The organism is Roseivirga seohaensis subsp. aquiponti (genome assembly GCF_001267955.1).
Lineage (GTDB): Bacteria > Bacteroidota > Bacteroidia > Cytophagales > Cyclobacteriaceae > Roseivirga > Roseivirga seohaensis.
On record NZ_JSVA01000010.1, the window covers coordinates 310,858 to 326,659 of the forward strand.

15 protein-coding genes are annotated in these 15,802 nt (G+C 40.3%); 14 read left to right on the top strand and 1 reads right to left on the bottom strand.

The genetic code is table 11. The features are described 5' to 3' along the window. Positions 1 to 13 precede the first annotated feature (13 nt). The 9 genes from OB69_RS10920 (at position 14) to hemN (ending at position 9,780) form a co-directional block, all read left to right on the top strand. Positions 14 to 964 carry an arginase gene (locus OB69_RS10920; protein ID WP_053223757.1) on the top strand — a complete coding sequence of 317 codons (951 nt, stop codon included), beginning with the start codon at positions 14 to 16 and terminating at the stop codon, positions 962 to 964. A gap of 2 nt (positions 965 to 966) precedes the next feature. Further along, complete coding sequence (gene argS, locus OB69_RS10925) at positions 967 to 2,772, top strand: arginine--tRNA ligase (protein ID WP_053223758.1); 1,806 nt, start codon at positions 967 to 969, stop codon at positions 2,770 to 2,772. 1 nt (position 2,773) lies between these two features. After that, positions 2,774 to 3,286, top strand: coding sequence for a glutathione peroxidase (locus OB69_RS10930; protein WP_053223759.1), 513 nt, complete (start codon positions 2,774 to 2,776; stop codon positions 3,284 to 3,286). 6 nt (positions 3,287 to 3,292) lie between these two features. After that, positions 3,293 to 4,186: a 1,4-dihydroxy-2-naphthoate polyprenyltransferase gene (locus OB69_RS10935; protein WP_053223760.1), complete on the top strand. Its 894-nt coding sequence runs from the start codon at positions 3,293 to 3,295 to the stop codon at positions 4,184 to 4,186. A 67-nt stretch (positions 4,187 to 4,253) separates the two neighbouring features. After that, positions 4,254 to 4,973 carry a Crp/Fnr family transcriptional regulator gene (locus OB69_RS10940; protein ID WP_053223761.1) on the top strand — a complete coding sequence of 240 codons (720 nt, stop codon included), beginning with the start codon at positions 4,254 to 4,256 and terminating at the stop codon, positions 4,971 to 4,973. A 98-nt stretch (positions 4,974 to 5,071) separates the two neighbouring features. Further along, a complete protein-coding gene (locus OB69_RS10945; RefSeq protein ID WP_053223762.1) occupies positions 5,072 to 5,863 on the top strand; it encodes a hypothetical protein in 792 nt (263 codons plus the stop codon). Between the two features lie 17 nt (positions 5,864 to 5,880). After that, entirely contained in the window at positions 5,881 to 8,271 is a 2,391-nt protein-coding gene (locus tag OB69_RS10950; RefSeq protein ID WP_245620805.1) for a heavy metal translocating P-type ATPase, read from the top strand. A 2-nt stretch (positions 8,272 to 8,273) separates the two neighbouring features. After that, positions 8,274 to 8,444, top strand: a complete 171-nt coding sequence (gene ccoS, locus OB69_RS10955; protein WP_053223764.1) for a cbb3-type cytochrome oxidase assembly protein CcoS — start codon at positions 8,274 to 8,276, stop codon at positions 8,442 to 8,444. Then, positions 8,437 to 9,780 carry an oxygen-independent coproporphyrinogen III oxidase gene (gene hemN, locus OB69_RS10960; protein WP_053223765.1) on the top strand — a complete coding sequence of 448 codons (1,344 nt, stop codon included), beginning with the start codon at positions 8,437 to 8,439 and terminating at the stop codon, positions 9,778 to 9,780. Before ccoS ends, hemN begins: the two co-directional genes overlap by 8 nt. A 24-nt stretch (positions 9,781 to 9,804) precedes the next feature. Here hemN and OB69_RS10965 read toward each other — a convergent pair whose 3' ends face one another. Continuing rightward, positions 9,805 to 10,263 (bottom strand): Lrp/AsnC family transcriptional regulator, encoded by a 459-nt coding sequence (locus OB69_RS10965; RefSeq protein ID WP_053223766.1) that lies wholly within the window; start codon positions 10,261 to 10,263, stop codon positions 9,805 to 9,807. Positions 10,264 to 10,439: 176 nt separating this feature from the next. Between OB69_RS10965 and OB69_RS10970 the strand changes: the two genes are divergently transcribed. The 5 genes from OB69_RS10970 to OB69_RS10990 all read left to right on the top strand — a co-directional run bounded on the left by OB69_RS10970 (position 10,440) and on the right by OB69_RS10990 (position 15,769). Continuing rightward, a complete protein-coding gene (locus OB69_RS10970; protein WP_053223767.1) occupies positions 10,440 to 11,666 on the top strand; it encodes a Glu/Leu/Phe/Val dehydrogenase dimerization domain-containing protein in 1,227 nt (408 codons plus the stop codon). Between the two features lie 48 nt (positions 11,667 to 11,714). After that, the gene (locus tag OB69_RS10975) at positions 11,715 to 12,875 is read left to right on the top strand and encodes a homogentisate 1,2-dioxygenase (RefSeq protein ID WP_053223768.1); all 1,161 of its coding nucleotides are present in this window, start codon (positions 11,715 to 11,717) and stop codon (positions 12,873 to 12,875) included. Between the two features lie 7 nt (positions 12,876 to 12,882). Then, positions 12,883 to 14,022 (top strand): 4-hydroxyphenylpyruvate dioxygenase, encoded by a 1,140-nt coding sequence (gene hppD / locus OB69_RS10980; protein ID WP_053223769.1) that lies wholly within the window; start codon positions 12,883 to 12,885, stop codon positions 14,020 to 14,022. Positions 14,023 to 14,035: 13 nt separating this feature from the next. Next, the gene (gene fahA / locus OB69_RS10985) at positions 14,036 to 15,307 is read left to right on the top strand and encodes a fumarylacetoacetase (RefSeq protein ID WP_053223770.1); all 1,272 of its coding nucleotides are present in this window, start codon (positions 14,036 to 14,038) and stop codon (positions 15,305 to 15,307) included. Between the two features lie 63 nt (positions 15,308 to 15,370). Beyond that, entirely contained in the window at positions 15,371 to 15,769 is a 399-nt protein-coding gene (locus OB69_RS10990) for a DoxX family protein (RefSeq protein ID WP_053223771.1), read from the top strand. Positions 15,770 to 15,802: the final 33 nt, after the last annotated feature.

Sequence of the window (15,802 nt, forward strand, 5' to 3'; positions counted from 1 at the left end):
AAGTACTAAAAACATGAGAAAGATTCGCTTAGTTGAAGTAAGATCGGAGCTAGCAGCTGGTACGCGAGGAGCGAGTTTGGGAATTGACGCCATGAAAGTGGCCAGCTTAGGAAAGCGTTCCGACTTCTTTTTGCGTTTTCAGCCTATAAAGGTGAAAAACGAAAATGAGCTATTGTTTCAAGAACCTAAGTTTAAGAATGCAAAATACGGGGAAGGTGTTTATACTGTACTCAAGCGCGTTTGTGATGCTGTAAGCGATCTTCGCTCAGAAGGTTTATTTCCTATAGTTTTGGCAGGAGACCACTCTACTGCCGCAGGTACAATTGCAGGCATAAAAAAAGCCGATCCTGATAAACGTTTAGGCGCTATTTGGATTGATGCACATGCCGATTTCCATTCGCCTTATACTACACCATCTGGCAACATGCACGGCATGCCCTTGGCTATGGCTACGGCTATCGACAATGTTGAGTGCGAGCAAAACGATGTTGAAGAAGAAACAGAAGCCCTTTGGGAACGCATTAAATCTATTGGTATGCGTGGCCCAAAAATGAGACCTGAGGATGTTGTTTTTATTGGCGTTCGCGACACTGAATCTCCTGAGGACTACTTAATGGAAAAGTATGGTATTAAAAACTTTACCACTGCCGAAGTAACCGAAAAGGGTATTCAGCAGGTTTCGAAAGAAGCTTTAGAAATCTTGAAAGACTGCGATCAAATCTACATTTCATTTGATGTAGATAGCTTAGACACCTCCGTTTCAGTAGGTACAGGAACTCCCGTGCCAGAGGGGCTTTCAAAAGAACAAGCGCTTGAATTGAATATCGAATTAATTAAAGATAAGCGTGTTTGTTGTTGGGAAATCGTAGAGGTTAACCCAACTTTGGACACCGAAAACAGAATGGCCAATAATGCCTTCGAAATACTCGAGGCTACAACTGAGTCATTGATCCAGAATTTCTAGGAATGGAATTACAAATTAAAGAAGGAATCTCGGCTGCGTTTGCAGCACTATACAATCATTCAATTTCTGCTGAAGAAATTGCTCTACAAGCCACAAGAAAAGATTTTGCCGGAACTTACACCTTGGTCACCTTTCCTTATGGAAGGATTTCTAAGCTGAATCCTGAGCAAACAGGGCAGGCCATTGGAGAGTATCTAAAAGCTAATCTTTCTAATGTAGTGGCCGATTATAATGTGGTGAAGGGATTTTTGAACTTAGAGCTTTCAGAAGGGTCGCAGGTAGATTTGTTTGCCAAGATTTTTAATGGAGCAAATGTTGCCGATTCTCCAGTTTTCAGCATTGAAGAAAAGAATAGAACTGTGGTGGTGGAGTATTCCTCACCAAACACCAACAAACCGCTTCACTTAGGCCACCTCAGAAATAACTTTTTGGGTAATTCGGTAGCTCGAATATTAAAGGCGAATGGTAACAAAGTAGTGAAAGTGCAGATCATCAATGATCGCGGAATTCACATTTGTAAGTCGATGGTGGCGTGGCTAAAATTTGGTGAAGGCGAAACACCAGAAGCAGCAGGCATCAAAGGCGACCACCTGGTAGGAAAATACTATGTGGCTTTTGATAAAGCCTATAAAGAAGAAATTGCTGCACTTGTTGCCGATGGAGTAGAAAAAGAAGCTGCTGAAAAGCAGGCTCCTATTTTTGTGGAGGCACAAGAAATGTTACTGAAATGGGAAGCCAAAGACCCTGAAGTTTATTCCCTTTGGGAAAAAATGAACGGTTGGGTATATGAGGGTTTCGAAGATACTTATCAGCGCATGGGCGTTGATTTCGATAAACTTTATTACGAAAGTGATACCTACCTTATTGGCCGCGACCGCGTAATGGAAGGTCTTGAAAAAGGAGTTTTCTATAAGAAAGAAGATGGCTCTATTTGGGTAGACCTAACCGATGAGGGCTTAGATCAAAAACTATTGCTCAGAAGTGATGGCACTTCGGTATACATGACGCAAGATATTGGTACTGCCATTATGCGTTATGAAGATTACCCTGATCTTTCTCAACTCATTTACACCGTAGGAAATGAACAAGAATACCACTTTAAGGTGCTTTTCCTTATTCTGAAAAAATTAGGTTATGAATGGGCAGAAGCCTGTTATCATCTGTCTTATGGCATGGTAGACCTTCCTTCAGGAAAAATGAAATCGAGAGAAGGAACCGTAGTAGATGCCGATGACTTGATTCAGCAAATGGCCGATACCGCCAAAAGCCGAACAGAAGAATTGGGCAAAATTGAAGGTTTTACTGAAGAACAAGCAAACGCCTTATACGAGACTTTAGGTTTGGGGGCGATCAAGTATTTCTTGCTAAAGGTAGACCCTAAGAAAAGAATGCTTTTCAACCCTGAAGAGTCGATTGAATTTCAAGGCAATACTGGCCCTTTTATTCAGTATACATATGCTAGAATCAGTGCTATTGTTCGCAAAGCTGTACAGCTCGATATTGATATTGCAGCCATTGATTACAACCAGATTACCGATTTGCACGAAACCGAAAGGGATTTAATTTATGCCATTAGCCAATACCCAGAAAAGTTGGCTTTGGCAGCAAATGAATACTCTCCAGCCGTGGTTGCTCAGTACGTTTACGATATTGCTAAAGAATACAATCGCTTTTATGCCGAAGTGTCTATCTTCAGTGAAGACGATGTAGAAAAACGTAAATTCCGTGTCGGACTTTCTGCTTTAGCTGCTGAAACAATAAAAGTAAACATGAACTTATTGGGTATAAACGTCCCAAATCGCATGTAATATGAGTTTCTGCTTAAGCCTAATTTTATTCATCAATATTTTCAACCCAAAACCAGAAGAAATGAGTTTCTACGACTTTAAAATGAAAACCATTGAGGGGAAAGAAATTTCCTTGAGCGAGTTTAAAGGTAAAAAGGTGTTGGTAGTGAATGTGGCTTCTGAATGCGGTTTTACTCCTCAATACGAAGATCTTCAGAATTTACACGAAACCTACGGAGATAAAATCGTGGTTTTGGGCTTTCCTGCCAACAACTTTGGCGGTCAAGAGCCGGGTTCAAACCTAGCGATTCAACAATTTTGTACGGCTAAATTTGGTGTTACTTTCCAGATGTTTGAGAAAATTTCAGTGTTGGGAAAGGACAGAGCACCGCTCTATGAGTGGTTAGAAAAAGAATCGGGCAAAACACCCAATTGGAATTTCTGTAAATACTTAATTGATGAAAAAGGGAAAGTGGTTGCTTTCTTCTCTTCATCAGTAAATCCAATGGACGAGGCCATTACAGGAACTTTATAATCAAAAATGAAGCATTGGGTAAAAGCTTTTAGGCTACGTACACTCCCTTTGGCCTTGGCTAGCATAGGAATGGGCGCTTTTTTAGCTGCTTCTTCTGGTCAGTTTAACGGAGGAGTTTTTGCCCTTTGCGCATTAACCACCATTCTACTTCAGGTGTTGTCAAATTTGGCCAACGACTATGGCGATTCAGTTCACGGAGCCGATGGAGCTAAAAGAACAGGGCCATCAAGAGCGGTTCAGTCGGGTTTTATTTCATTGAAAGCCATGCGAAACGCAATCATTTTATTTTCTGCCTTATCGCTTCTTTCGGGCATTGGTTTGATTTATTTGGCTTTTGGTTGGTCGCCTCAAGTGTTTGGCTTCTTTTTGGGTCTAGGAGTTTTGGCTATTCTGGCTGCCATTACCTACACTGCTGGCTATAAACCTTATGGCTATATGGGCTTGGGCGATATCAGTGTTTTAATTTTCTTTGGTTTTGTTGGGGTGATGGGTTCAGCTTATTTGTACGAGCAAGAATTGAAGTGGGAGTATTTACTTCCTGCTATTTCTACAGGGTTATTCTCAGTAGCTGTGTTGAATGTAAATAACATCCGCGACATTGAATCTGATAAGGAAGCGGGTAAGATTTCCGTTCCCGTTCGAATAGGCAGGAAAAATGCCGTGTTTTATCATTGGTTTTTATTGGTTGCTGGCTTTGCATTAGGGCTTAGTTATGTTTTAATGAACTATTCCAGTTATTGGCAATTGATTATTGTTTTGGCTTTACCTGGCTTAATTAAGAATGCCAGAGCAGTTAAAACACACACCGAATCATCTAAACTCGACCCATTTTTAAAACAAATGGCCTTAACTACTTTACTCTATGTCATTCTTTTTGGAGTGGGGCAAGTGGTAGGCTAGATTGTTGGAAATGGTGTTTGTTTATCTTTTAATACTTCTATATCTTTAAGTGTAATCATAACTTCTTATGTCGTTAAAAAACTCGAAAATTCAGCTTCAGTGTATAGCATGTAAGTCTAGAGGAGAATCTCATTTCTCTGATCTAAAGGATGAAGATTTAGAGATTCTGAGTGAACATAAGTCGTGTGTTACCTACAAGAAAAACCAAACCTTATTTTATGAAGGAACCCGACCAATGGGGATTTTCTGTATCAATAGCGGAAAGGTAAAAGTGTTTAAAATGGGCTCTAATGGGAAGGAGCAAATTCTTTTTATTGCTCAAAAGGGCGATTTTTTAGGTTATAGATCACTCTTAAGCGAAGAGTTATATGGATCTTCAGCCACTGTGTTAGAACCCGCAGCAATATGCTTTATCCCCAAAAGTGATTTTTTAAAAGTACTCCACTCTAACCCAGAATTTTTTGGCAAACTTATGAAAGCTGTTTGTCACGAATTGGGAGTAATGGAAACCAAGCTTGCACAACTGTCGCAAAAATCGGTGAGAGAAAGGCTGGCAGCTACAATACTTATGCTGAAGGAAACTTACGGCATGGAAGGAGAGGGCAGCGAAGTTATCGATATTGTATTGAGTCGAGAGGATTTGGCTAATATTGTAGGTACCGCTACAGAAACCGTAATTCGTTTACTCTCTGAGTTCAAATCAGATAAAATGATTGCGCTGGAAGGAAAGAAAATCAAGGTGCTTGATGCCGATAAACTACTTCATGAGGCCGATTTCTATGGCTAGAAAACATGACATTTGTCATGGTTTTCGCTGATGCGCATCAACACAATCTCAGCTCCTTAAATCTACCTTTGTTTCAGTGGTAATCTGAATTAAAGGTTTTGAAACAGAAGATTTTAATCGGGGCGGGAATTCAAAGTGATTTAGGAGCGCTTTATCAGAGGGTAAGTGCTTTTCTTAATCCTCAGAATGAATATTTTTTCACTTTCTTATGTGTAGATGAGGGGGTAGGCAATGAGCTGATTGCGACTACAACGAACAGAAATAGCTCTATTCATACTTTTGACCTATTGAAAAAAGTAGAATTCGAACTGAAAGTTGAGAACCTGAATATTTCGAATACCCTAAATGTAGAGGCGTTTAAATCTGAGCTTAATAATGGTACTTTGGCAGGTCTTTCGGGTGTAGCTGATTTGTTCATTATTGACTCATCTATTTTTGTAAACCAGAACGACTGGTGCGAATTAATAGAGTTGGTTCATAAAGTGAATTGTCCGGTTTTAATATTGCCAAAAAATGCCACAGTAAATCGTTTAATTATGGTGCACGAGCCCGAACACCATTCGCTATACATTGTAAAGGACTTTCTTAAAATTTTCAAACCTGATTTAACCGAACTTCCCCTTTCGGTATTATTCAACTTTCCTGAAGACGAAGGACAAACTGAAAACGAAAAGTTTTTTGTCGATTATCTGAAAATGGCTTTTCCTAATATTGGAATGCAGCTGATGGTTGATGAGCCAATTAATGAATTTTTTAATGAGCTTAATGCAGACACCGATAGAGCTCTTATTCTGACAGGCACTAATTTGGGAGAAGAAATATTGGCCTGCCCAAAAACAATTGCTGATTGTACAGCGAAAAGTTCGCCTTTATTCATCTATAAGAAGTGAATTCCGTAAGCACTATAGTGAAAAATGAAACCAAGTGCTATCACTGTGGAGAAGATTGCCTAGAGGGCAAACTGACCTATGATGAACACAACTTTTGTTGTAATGGTTGTAAAACTGTTTATGAAATCCTAAGCAGTAATGATCTGTGTGATTACTACAGCATGGAAAACACTCCAGGCTTTACGGTAAAGGATAAAGCAGAGCATTCCATCTTCGATTATTTAGATAATGAATCAATCAAAAGAGAAGTGCTTGATTTTGAAGGTGAAGGCTTTCAAAGAGTCACTTTGTACATACCAAATGTACATTGCAGTTCATGTATTTGGTTGTTAGAAAATTTGGATCGGCTGAATCCTGCTGTTTTAGATTCTGTCATTAATTTCTCTTCGAAAAAGCTTACAGTCAATTATAAGTCAGATGAGATGAGCTTGCGCCAATTGGCCGAAATGCTCGATTCAATTGGCTATGGCCCGCAGATTAATCTCAAAGATGCCGATGACTCTAAGAAGCCACAGAAGGCTTTCGATAAGCAGTTGCTTATTAAAATGGGAATTGCAGGTTTCTGTTTCGGTAATGTAATGCTACTGAGCTTTCCCGATTACTTGGGTATTGCTGGGGTAGAAGAAGAGTATAGCAGTTTTTTTAGGTATTTAAGCTTGGCGCTTTCCTTACCTGTAGTTTTTTACTCGGGGAGTGAATATTTTACATCTGCCTTAAAGAGTGCGAAGCAAAAATTCGCGAACATAGATGTGCCCATAGCGATAGGTCTGTTGGCACTTTTTGTTCGAAGTACTTATGAAGTAATTGCCGATGTAGGCCCAGGCTATTTCGATTCACTCGTAGGTTTGGTGTTTTTCCTTTTGATAGGGAAATGGTTCCAAAGCAAAACTTATGCAGCCCTTTCCTTCGATCGCGATTATCAATCCTATTTTCCTTTGGCGGTTCAAAAAAGGATTGATGACGATTTCGAGCCAGTACCCGTAAAGGAATTGAAAAAGGGCGATGAAGTACTGCTTCGAAATGGCGAAGTGCTTCCTGCCGATGCTATTTTAATTGATGATTACGCTTCAATAGATTACAGCTTTGTAACGGGTGAATCCGTACCAGTGGCGCGTAAAAAAGGAGACTATGTATATGCTGGCGGAAGGCAGGTAGGTAAGCAGGTTCGCTTTGTTATTCAAAAAGAAGTTTCGCAGAGTTACCTTACTCAACTGTGGAATAATGATGCTTTTGGAGAAAAGGAACACCATACTAAGCTTATTGACAAAGTGAGTCGATACTTTACTGTGGTGGTGCTTTTAATCGCACTTTTTTCAGCGGTTTATTGGCAATTTACAGATCCAAGTCAAACTTGGTTGGTATTTACTGCGGTACTCATTATTGCCTGCCCTTGTGCATTAGCGCTTTCTACCCCTTTTACTGTGGGCAGCGTTATGCGTGTTTTTGGAAGGAATCATTTCTACCTAAAAAATGCAGACGTGATTGAAAAGTTGAACGCTACAAATACAATTGTATTCGATAAAACGGGAACGATTACCGAGACTCAAGGAGAAGCTTTGAAATTCTGTGGTCCAGCACTTTCCGAAGCTGAAAAGGCGTTAATCAATACTGCGGTGGCCAGTAGTACGCATCCGCTGAGCAGATGGATAAAGCAGTTTACTGAAGTTAAAGGCTTTGATTATACCATAGAGTCGTTTGACGAAAAAGAGGGCAAAGGTTTTATCGCTGTCGTTAGTGGCTTAACCATAAAAGTGGGTTCTGCAAAGTTTTTAGGTGTAGAAAAAAGTAATATAAATAATGCTACCCAAGTGCATGTAAGCATTGGAGACGATTACAAGGGCTACTTCAGTTTTGAGGCAACTTACAGAAAAGGCCTAACCAACTTGCTTGATGCTTTGAAGAGCAAGTTCAAATTTCAGGTGCTCTCTGGCGACAATGATAAGGAAGCCGAGCGCCTTGAGTCGATGTTCCCAGAAGGTTCTGTTTTACGTTTCAATCAAAGCCCAGAAGATAAGCTAAAGGCTATTAAAGAAATTCAAACCAAAGGCAATGCTGTAATTATGCTGGGTGATGGTCTTAACGATGCGGGTGCTTTGCAGCAAAGCAAGGTAGGCATAGCTATAACTGAAGATGTATCGCTCTTTTCACCTGCCAGTGATGCTATTTTAAAGGCATCAAACTTAATGGACTTGAATAAATTTATCAAGTTGGCGCATGAAGGCCGAAAAGTGGTAGTGGCCAGTTTTATCTTGTCTTTACTTTATAACTGTGTTGGAATTAGTTTAGCAGTAGCGGGAGAGTTAACCCCTCTTTTTGCTGCCATTCTTATGCCTTTAAGTAGTATTTCGGTAGTGGTTTTCACCACTGTTTCCGTTAATCTGATTTCTAAAAAAATAAAACTCAAATAAATATGTCGGTCATTCTCGTACTCATATTGGTCAGTTTGGTTGTCGCTATTGCGTTTTTAACCGCCTTTTTCTGGGCAGTTAAATCTGGGCAGTTCGATGACACCTATTCACCTTCTGTGAGAATGCTATTTGAAGACCGAGTAAAAAAAGAAAAGGAGGCCAAAAATGATTGATTTAGTGAAGAAATACGATGTGCCAGTTCCAAGATACACCAGTTACCCAACAGTGCCGGCTTGGGATGTAAACGCTTTTCAACTTGAGGAATATAAAGGGCGGTTGAAAGCAACTTTTCAGCAAACCAAACAAGAAGGGATAAGTCTATATCTTCACTTACCTTATTGCGAATCACTCTGTACTTATTGTGGTTGCAATACGCGTATTACTATCAATCATAAGGTAGAATTGCCTTATATCGAATCTTTACTTAAAGAGTGGAAGTTATACTTAGACCTTTTTGGTGAAAAACCGTTGGTGAGAGAAATACATTTAGGCGGAGGAACACCAACGTTTTTCTCTCCTGAAAACTTACGGTACTTAATGGAGTCTATTCTCGATACGGTAGATGTGCACCCCGATTATCAATTCAGTTTTGAAGGCCACCCAAACAATACCACTTACGAACATTTAGTAGCGCTTTACGAAGTTGGATTTACCCGTGTCAGTTATGGTGTACAGGATGTAGATTTCAAAGTACAAAAGGCAATCAATCGACTACAGCCTTTAGAAAATATTGAAAAGGTAACCAAAGCAGCCAGAGAAATTGGATATACTTCCGTGAATTTCGACCTGATTTACGGCCTTCCTTTTCAAACCATTTATGGTATCAAACAAACCATGGATGTGGTAAAAACCTTTATGCCCGACCGTATTGCTTTTTATAGTTATGCGCATGTGCCTTGGGTAAAACCAGGCCAAAGGGCTTATTCTGAAGAAAATATTCCTCAGGGAGAAGAAAAGCACAAGTTGAATATGCTTGGTCAGGCCTTGTTGCTAGATATGGGTTATCAAGCCATAGGGATGGATCATTTTGCTTTGACTGAAGACCCGCTTTGCCAAGCCAGAAGTAAAGGAAGGTTGAACCGTAATTTTATGGGCTATACCGAATCTAGAACTAATTTTATGATTGGTTTGGGAGTATCTTCAATATCTGATATTGGAGTGGCATATGCGCAAAATGTGAAGTCGGTAGAAGGCTATAGAGCAAAAGTTGAGGCTGGAGAATTTCCAATGTTCAAAGGTCATTTGATGACCGTCCCTGAAATGGAAGCTAAACAGTTGATTCTGGATATTGCTTGCAGTGCTCGTATTCAAATGCGCAATGTGCTCGAACTTAATTCTGAAAAATATACCGCATTCAATCAAATGGCAGATGAAGGTTTAATTGAGCGCTTCTGCCTCAACTACCAAGTAACCAAAAAGGGCATGATGTTCCTCAGAAATATCTGTGCCCTTTTCGATGACTATTATGAACCACAAAGCGGAAACAAACTGTTCAGTCAAGCGGTGTAAGTTATCAATTGATCTACGGTTTGCTTAGAAGCTAAAAGCCGTAGTATGAATGTTTTTCGAGAGTACAAAAGAGCTTTGCACTTGCCCCAAATTTGCGGTGGTAGAAAGTTTGGTGAGAATAAAGGTTTCGTATGATTCCATACTCTTTACCACCACTTTTAAAAGGAAATCGAAGTTGCCGGCAATATGGTAACATTCCATTACTTCAGGGTAGGCTTTTATTTCATTCACGAATTTTTCTAAGTACATACGGCTGTGTTTCGTAAGCGAAATGGAGATGAATGCAGTGAGCATTAAGTCTAGTTTTTTACCATCGAGCAAGGCTGCATATTTTCGAATAACTCCTTCTCTTTCCAAACGTTTAATTCGCTCGAAGACAGGAGTAGTAGAAAGGTTGAGTTGATCGGCAAGGGCTTTTGTAGTGATCCGAGCATCTTCTTGTAGAATCTCTAAGATGCGAATATCGGTAGCGTCTAATTTCATCAAAGTGGAATTTTCTAAAGATACTCGTTTTTGAGTTGTTTTAAAGTAGAATCCTCTATTGAGTGATGAAAATAAATTCGAATTGTCTGAATATTGAAATTATTTTGGTTGAAAGGTATTTCGGAGGAGAGGTAAAATGTAGATTTGTTAGTATTTGACTTTAGTAAAACAGAGATATGGAAGCGCTATTAGCGAAATTTGAAAATAAGAGACCAGAAATCGTTTTTGAGTGGAAAGATTCTGAAACAGAAGCCGAAGGTTGGGTAGTGATCAATTCATTGCGTGGAGGAGCTGCCGGTGGCGGAACCCGTATGCGTGTGGGTTTGAATAAAAGAGAAGTGGAATCGCTCGCCAAAACTATGGAAGTGAAATTCACCATTTCTGGCCCAGCCATTGGTGGTGCAAAATCAGGCATCAACTTCGACCCACAAGACCCAAGAAAAGAAGGTGTTCTGAAAAGATGGTTTGCTGCGGTAAGCCCACTTTTGAAATTCTATTATGGAACGGGTGGTGATTTAAACGTGGATGAAATTCACGAAGTAATTGCCATGACCGAAGAAGCAGGCATCTGGCATCCACAAGAAGGTGTTTTTAATGGCCACTTTAAACCAACGGAAGCACAGAAAATCAACCGAATCGGTCAGCTCAGAAATGGGGTAATCAAAGTAATTGAAAACCCAGAATACACGCCTGACTTAAGCAGAAAATACAAAGTAGCTGATATGATTACGGGCTATGGCGTAGCAGAGGCCATTCGTAGCTACTACCAAATTTGGGGTGGCGACTACAAAGAGAAAAGAGCTGTAATTCAAGGCTGGGGAAATGTGGGCGCTGCTGCGGGTTACTATTTAGCTCAAATGGGAGTGAAAGTGGTCGGTATTATTGACCGCGAAGGTGGAGTAATGAAACAAGAAGGATTTTCTTTAGAAGAGATCAAAGCCTTTTTCTTAAACAGAAAGGGCAACCAGCTTGTTGCAAAAGAGATGATTCCTTTCGATCAAATCAATGAAGAAATTTGGGGTTTAGATTTTGAAGTTTTTGTTCCTGCTGCTGCTTCTCGACTAATCACTAGAGCGCAGGTAGATCGAATGATAGAATCAAAGCTTGAAGTAATTTCTTGCGGTGCAAATGTACCGTTCAACGACCCTGAAATTTTCTTTGGCCCTACTGGCTTGTTCGCAGACGAGAATCTATCGGTACTGCCAGATTTTATTGCCAACTGTGGAATGGCACGTGTTTTTGCGTATCTTATGCAGGGCGGAGTTGCCTTAACAGATGAGGCAATTTTTGAGGATACTGCCAATATTATTCGAAATGCATTGCAGAAAGTACATGATCTTTCTCCAGCAAAAACTGGCATTTCGAAAAGAGCCTTGGAGAATTCTCTGAAGCAACTAGTTTAATGTAATTAAGCCTCGATGCGTTGAGGCTCCAAATAAAAACAAAGCATTATGCCGTTTTATCATCAATTGGGAAAAATCCCGCATAAACGCCACACTACTTTTAAAAAGGAAGATGGTGGCTATTATTACGAGCAGCTTTTCGGAACCGTAGGTTTTGACGGAATGTCGTCATTGCTTTACCATGTCCATAGGCCTACACAGGTCAAAGAGGTACTTCGTTCTTACGATGTTTCCCCTAAAATTGCTGTTGAAAAAAACATGCTTTCACTTGGGTTGAAGGGCTTTTCCGTGCCACCAAAAGCAGATTACCTAGAAAGTCGCACGCCAGTTTTGGTGAACAGCGATTGCGAGATTATTTTGGCTTCGCCTACAAAATCGCAAAAGGATTATTTTTATAAAAACTCCGATTGCGATGAATTGATTTTTATCCATCAAGGAACAGGAAGGCTACGCACATTGCTGGGAACTTTAGAGTTTAGCTATGGTGATTACCTGATGGTTCCGCGCGGAATGATTTATCAAATCGAATTTGATGATGAGAAAAACCGCTTGTTCATAGTAGAATCACATCGACCAATTTATACACCAAAGCGCTACCGCAACTGGTTTGGTCAGCTTTTAGAACATTCACCTTTTTGCGAAAGAGACATTAGAAGACCACAGAATTTAGAGACACATGATGAAAAGGGCGACTTTATTATTAAGGTGAAAAAGCAAGGCATGATTCACGAATATGTGTACGCCACACACCCTTTTGATGTGGTCGGTTGGGATGGCTATAACTTCCCTTACGCCTTTTCAATTCACGATTTCGAGCCAATAACTGGGCGCGTGCATCAACCGCCACCAGTACACCAAACTTTCGAAACCGATGCTTTTGTGGTGTGCTCTTTTGTGCCTAGGCTTTACGATTACCACCCAGAATCGGTGCCAGCGCCCTACAATCATAGCAATATCGACTCAGACGAAGTGCTTTATTACGTTGATGGCGATTTTATGAGTCGTAATAATATAGAGAAAGGACAAATCACATTGCACCCTGCGGGAATTCCTCACGGACCGCACCCTGGAGCAATGGAAAGAAGCTTGGGTAAAACAGAAACTCAAGAATTGGCGGTAATGGTCGATACTTTTAAACCTTTAAAAGTAACCGAAGCCGCAATGAAATTATTAGTAAAAGATTATCATAAATCTTGGTTAGAAGAATAACAAAATCATGGCAACAGAGAACGCAAATTACCCTGGAGAAAAAATATTTAAAGAAGCAAAAGACTTCCTTCCAATCAATGGAACCGATTATGTTGAACTTTACGTGGGCAATGCAAAACAGTCGGCACACTATTATAAAACCGCATTTGGGTTTCAGTCGGTAGCATATTCTGGTTTGGAAACTGGTAATAAAGACACCGTTTCATATGTCCTTCAGCAAGACAAAATTCGGTTAGTGCTTACTTCACCTTTAAAAAAAGACGGCCCAATTAACGAACACATCAACAAGCATGGCGATGGTGTAAAAGTAATTGCCCTTTGGGTGGAAGATGCCACGAAAGCTTGGGAAGAAACGACTTCTCGCGGAGCTGAATCTTTTATGAAGCCTGAAAAAACCGAAGACGAGCATGGTTATGTAGTTCGTTCTGGAATTCATACTTACGGTGAAACCATCCATATTTTTGTAGAAAGAAGTAACTATAACGGAGTGTTTTTGCCGGGCTTTAAGGCATGGAAAACCGATTATAACCCAGCACCAACTGGCCTTAAATACATCGACCACATGGTAGGTAATGTAGGTTGGGGCGAAATGAACAAATGGTGTGAGTTCTACGCCAAAGTAATGGGCTTTGCACAATTGGTTTCTTTCGATGATAAAGATATTTCTACCGAATACACGGCCTTAATGAGTAAGGTGATGAGCAATGGTACGGGTAGAATTAAATTCCCAATTAACGAACCAGCCGAAGGAAGGAAAAAATCTCAGATCGAAGAATACATCGACTTTTATAATGGGGCAGGAGTACAGCACATTGCCGTGGCGACCAACAACATTATCGAAACAGTGCGTGATTTAAGAAGCCGTGGTGTTGAATTCCTTTATGTGCCTGAAGTATATTACGATAATATTTTAGAGCGTGTGGGAGAAATTGACGAGGATTTAGAGCCATTGAAGGAAATGAACATCCTGATTGACAGGGATGATGAAGGTTATCTGCTTCAGATTTTCACAAAACCTGTGTTGGACAGGCCAACCATGTTCTTCGAGATTATCCAGAGAAAAGGAGCACAATCTTTCGGTAAAGGTAATTTTAAAGCCTTATTCGAATCTATTGAGCACGAGCAAGCATTAAGAGGAACGCTATAATTTTTGAGAAAATATGATTAAAGCTAATAATCCGTCACTTCAATCTTGGGTAGAAGTGGCCAAAGATTCAGACTTCCCAATACAAAATTTACCTTTCGGTATATTCAAAACGGAGTACTTACAGCCGGGTGCCGGAGTGGCCATTGGCGATTACGTTTTGGATTTAACTTATTTACACGAAAACGGCTATTTCGATGGTTTAGGCCTTCCTGCTGGCGTTTTCAATCAAACTTTTTTAAACGCTTTTATTGCTTTAGGGAAGAAAAAAACGAGCGAGGTGCGCAACCGAATTTCTGAGCTTTTGGAGCAAAGCAATGAAGAACTTCGCGACAACGTAGCCGCCCGTGAGTTGGCATTAATTCCAAAAGAAGAAGTAGAAATGCTCATGCCAGTTCAGGTACCGAACTATACAGATTTCTATTCTTCAGAGCAACATGCATTTAATGTAGGAACGATGTTCCGTGGCCCCGAAAACGCTCTTATGCCCAACTGGAAACATTTACCAGTGGCTTATCATGGTAGGGCTTCAAGTATCGTAGTTTCAGGTACCGAATTCCATCGTCCAAAAGGGCAAACCAAAGCCGATGATGCTGAAATGCCATCTTTCGGCCCTTGTCGTTTGCTCGATTTCGAATTGGAAATGGCCTTTATTACTTGTAAAGAAAACCCACTTGGCGATCCCGTTTCGACCAAAGCGGCACCAGACCATATTTTCGGTTTCGTGTTGTTGAATGATTGGTCGGCAAGAGATATTCAGAAATGGGAATACGTGCCGTTAGGGCCTTTCTTGGCTAAGAATTTTGCTTCCCACGTTTCACCATGGATCGTTACGATGGATGCCCTAGAACCATTCAGAGTAGCTGGCCCAAAGCAAAACCCTGAAGTTTTGCCTTATCTTAAAACCGAAGGTGATTTACATTATGATGTGAAATTGCAAGTGGCCTTAAAACCAGAGGGTGCAGAAGAAACTGTGGTAAGTAATTCTAATTATAAATACATGTATTGGAATGTGAGTCAGCAAGTGGCACACCATACCGGTAACGGCTGTAATCTTCAAGTAGGAGATATGTACGGTTCGGGAACTATTTCTGGTCCAAAACCAGAAGAATTCGGATCAATGCTTGAAATTACTTGGCGAGGTGAAAAACCAGTTACCCTGAAGGATGGAACACAGCGCAAATTCATCAATGATGGCGATACTGTAATCATGCGCGGTCATGCTGAAAAGGATGGAGTTCGTGTTGGTTTTGGCGAAGTGAGTGCTTTGGTATTGCCTGCTAAATAGAACTAATAGCCGCCATAAGCGTAAGGAAGTCGAATTCGGTTATTTTTAACGAAATTAGACAACATGAAAAACAAGAAATCAAAGAAGATTGTATCGTGGATCCTTAGGCTTTTGGCGGCTTTAATTATGCTTCAGACCTTATTTTTTAAATTTTCTGGGGCAGAAGAATCCATTTATATTTTCAAACAAGTAGGCATGGAACCTTGGGGCAGATACCTCACAGGCTTTGTGGAATTAATAGCAGGTGTCTTTTTACTGACAAACCGCTACGAGTTAGGAGCGCTTTTAGGATTAGGTACTATTTCAGGCGCTATCTTTTTTCATTTAACAAAGCTAGGTGTCGAAGTGCAAGGAGATGGAGGATATTTATTTATGCTAGCTATTGTTGTTTTTGTAAGCTGCACTACTATACTTTTGGTTAATTTTTCAGAAATCAAGACCAAGTATTTACCAAACAAATAGAGGCGACATCTGTTAGTAAGTTGTCCTTCTAAA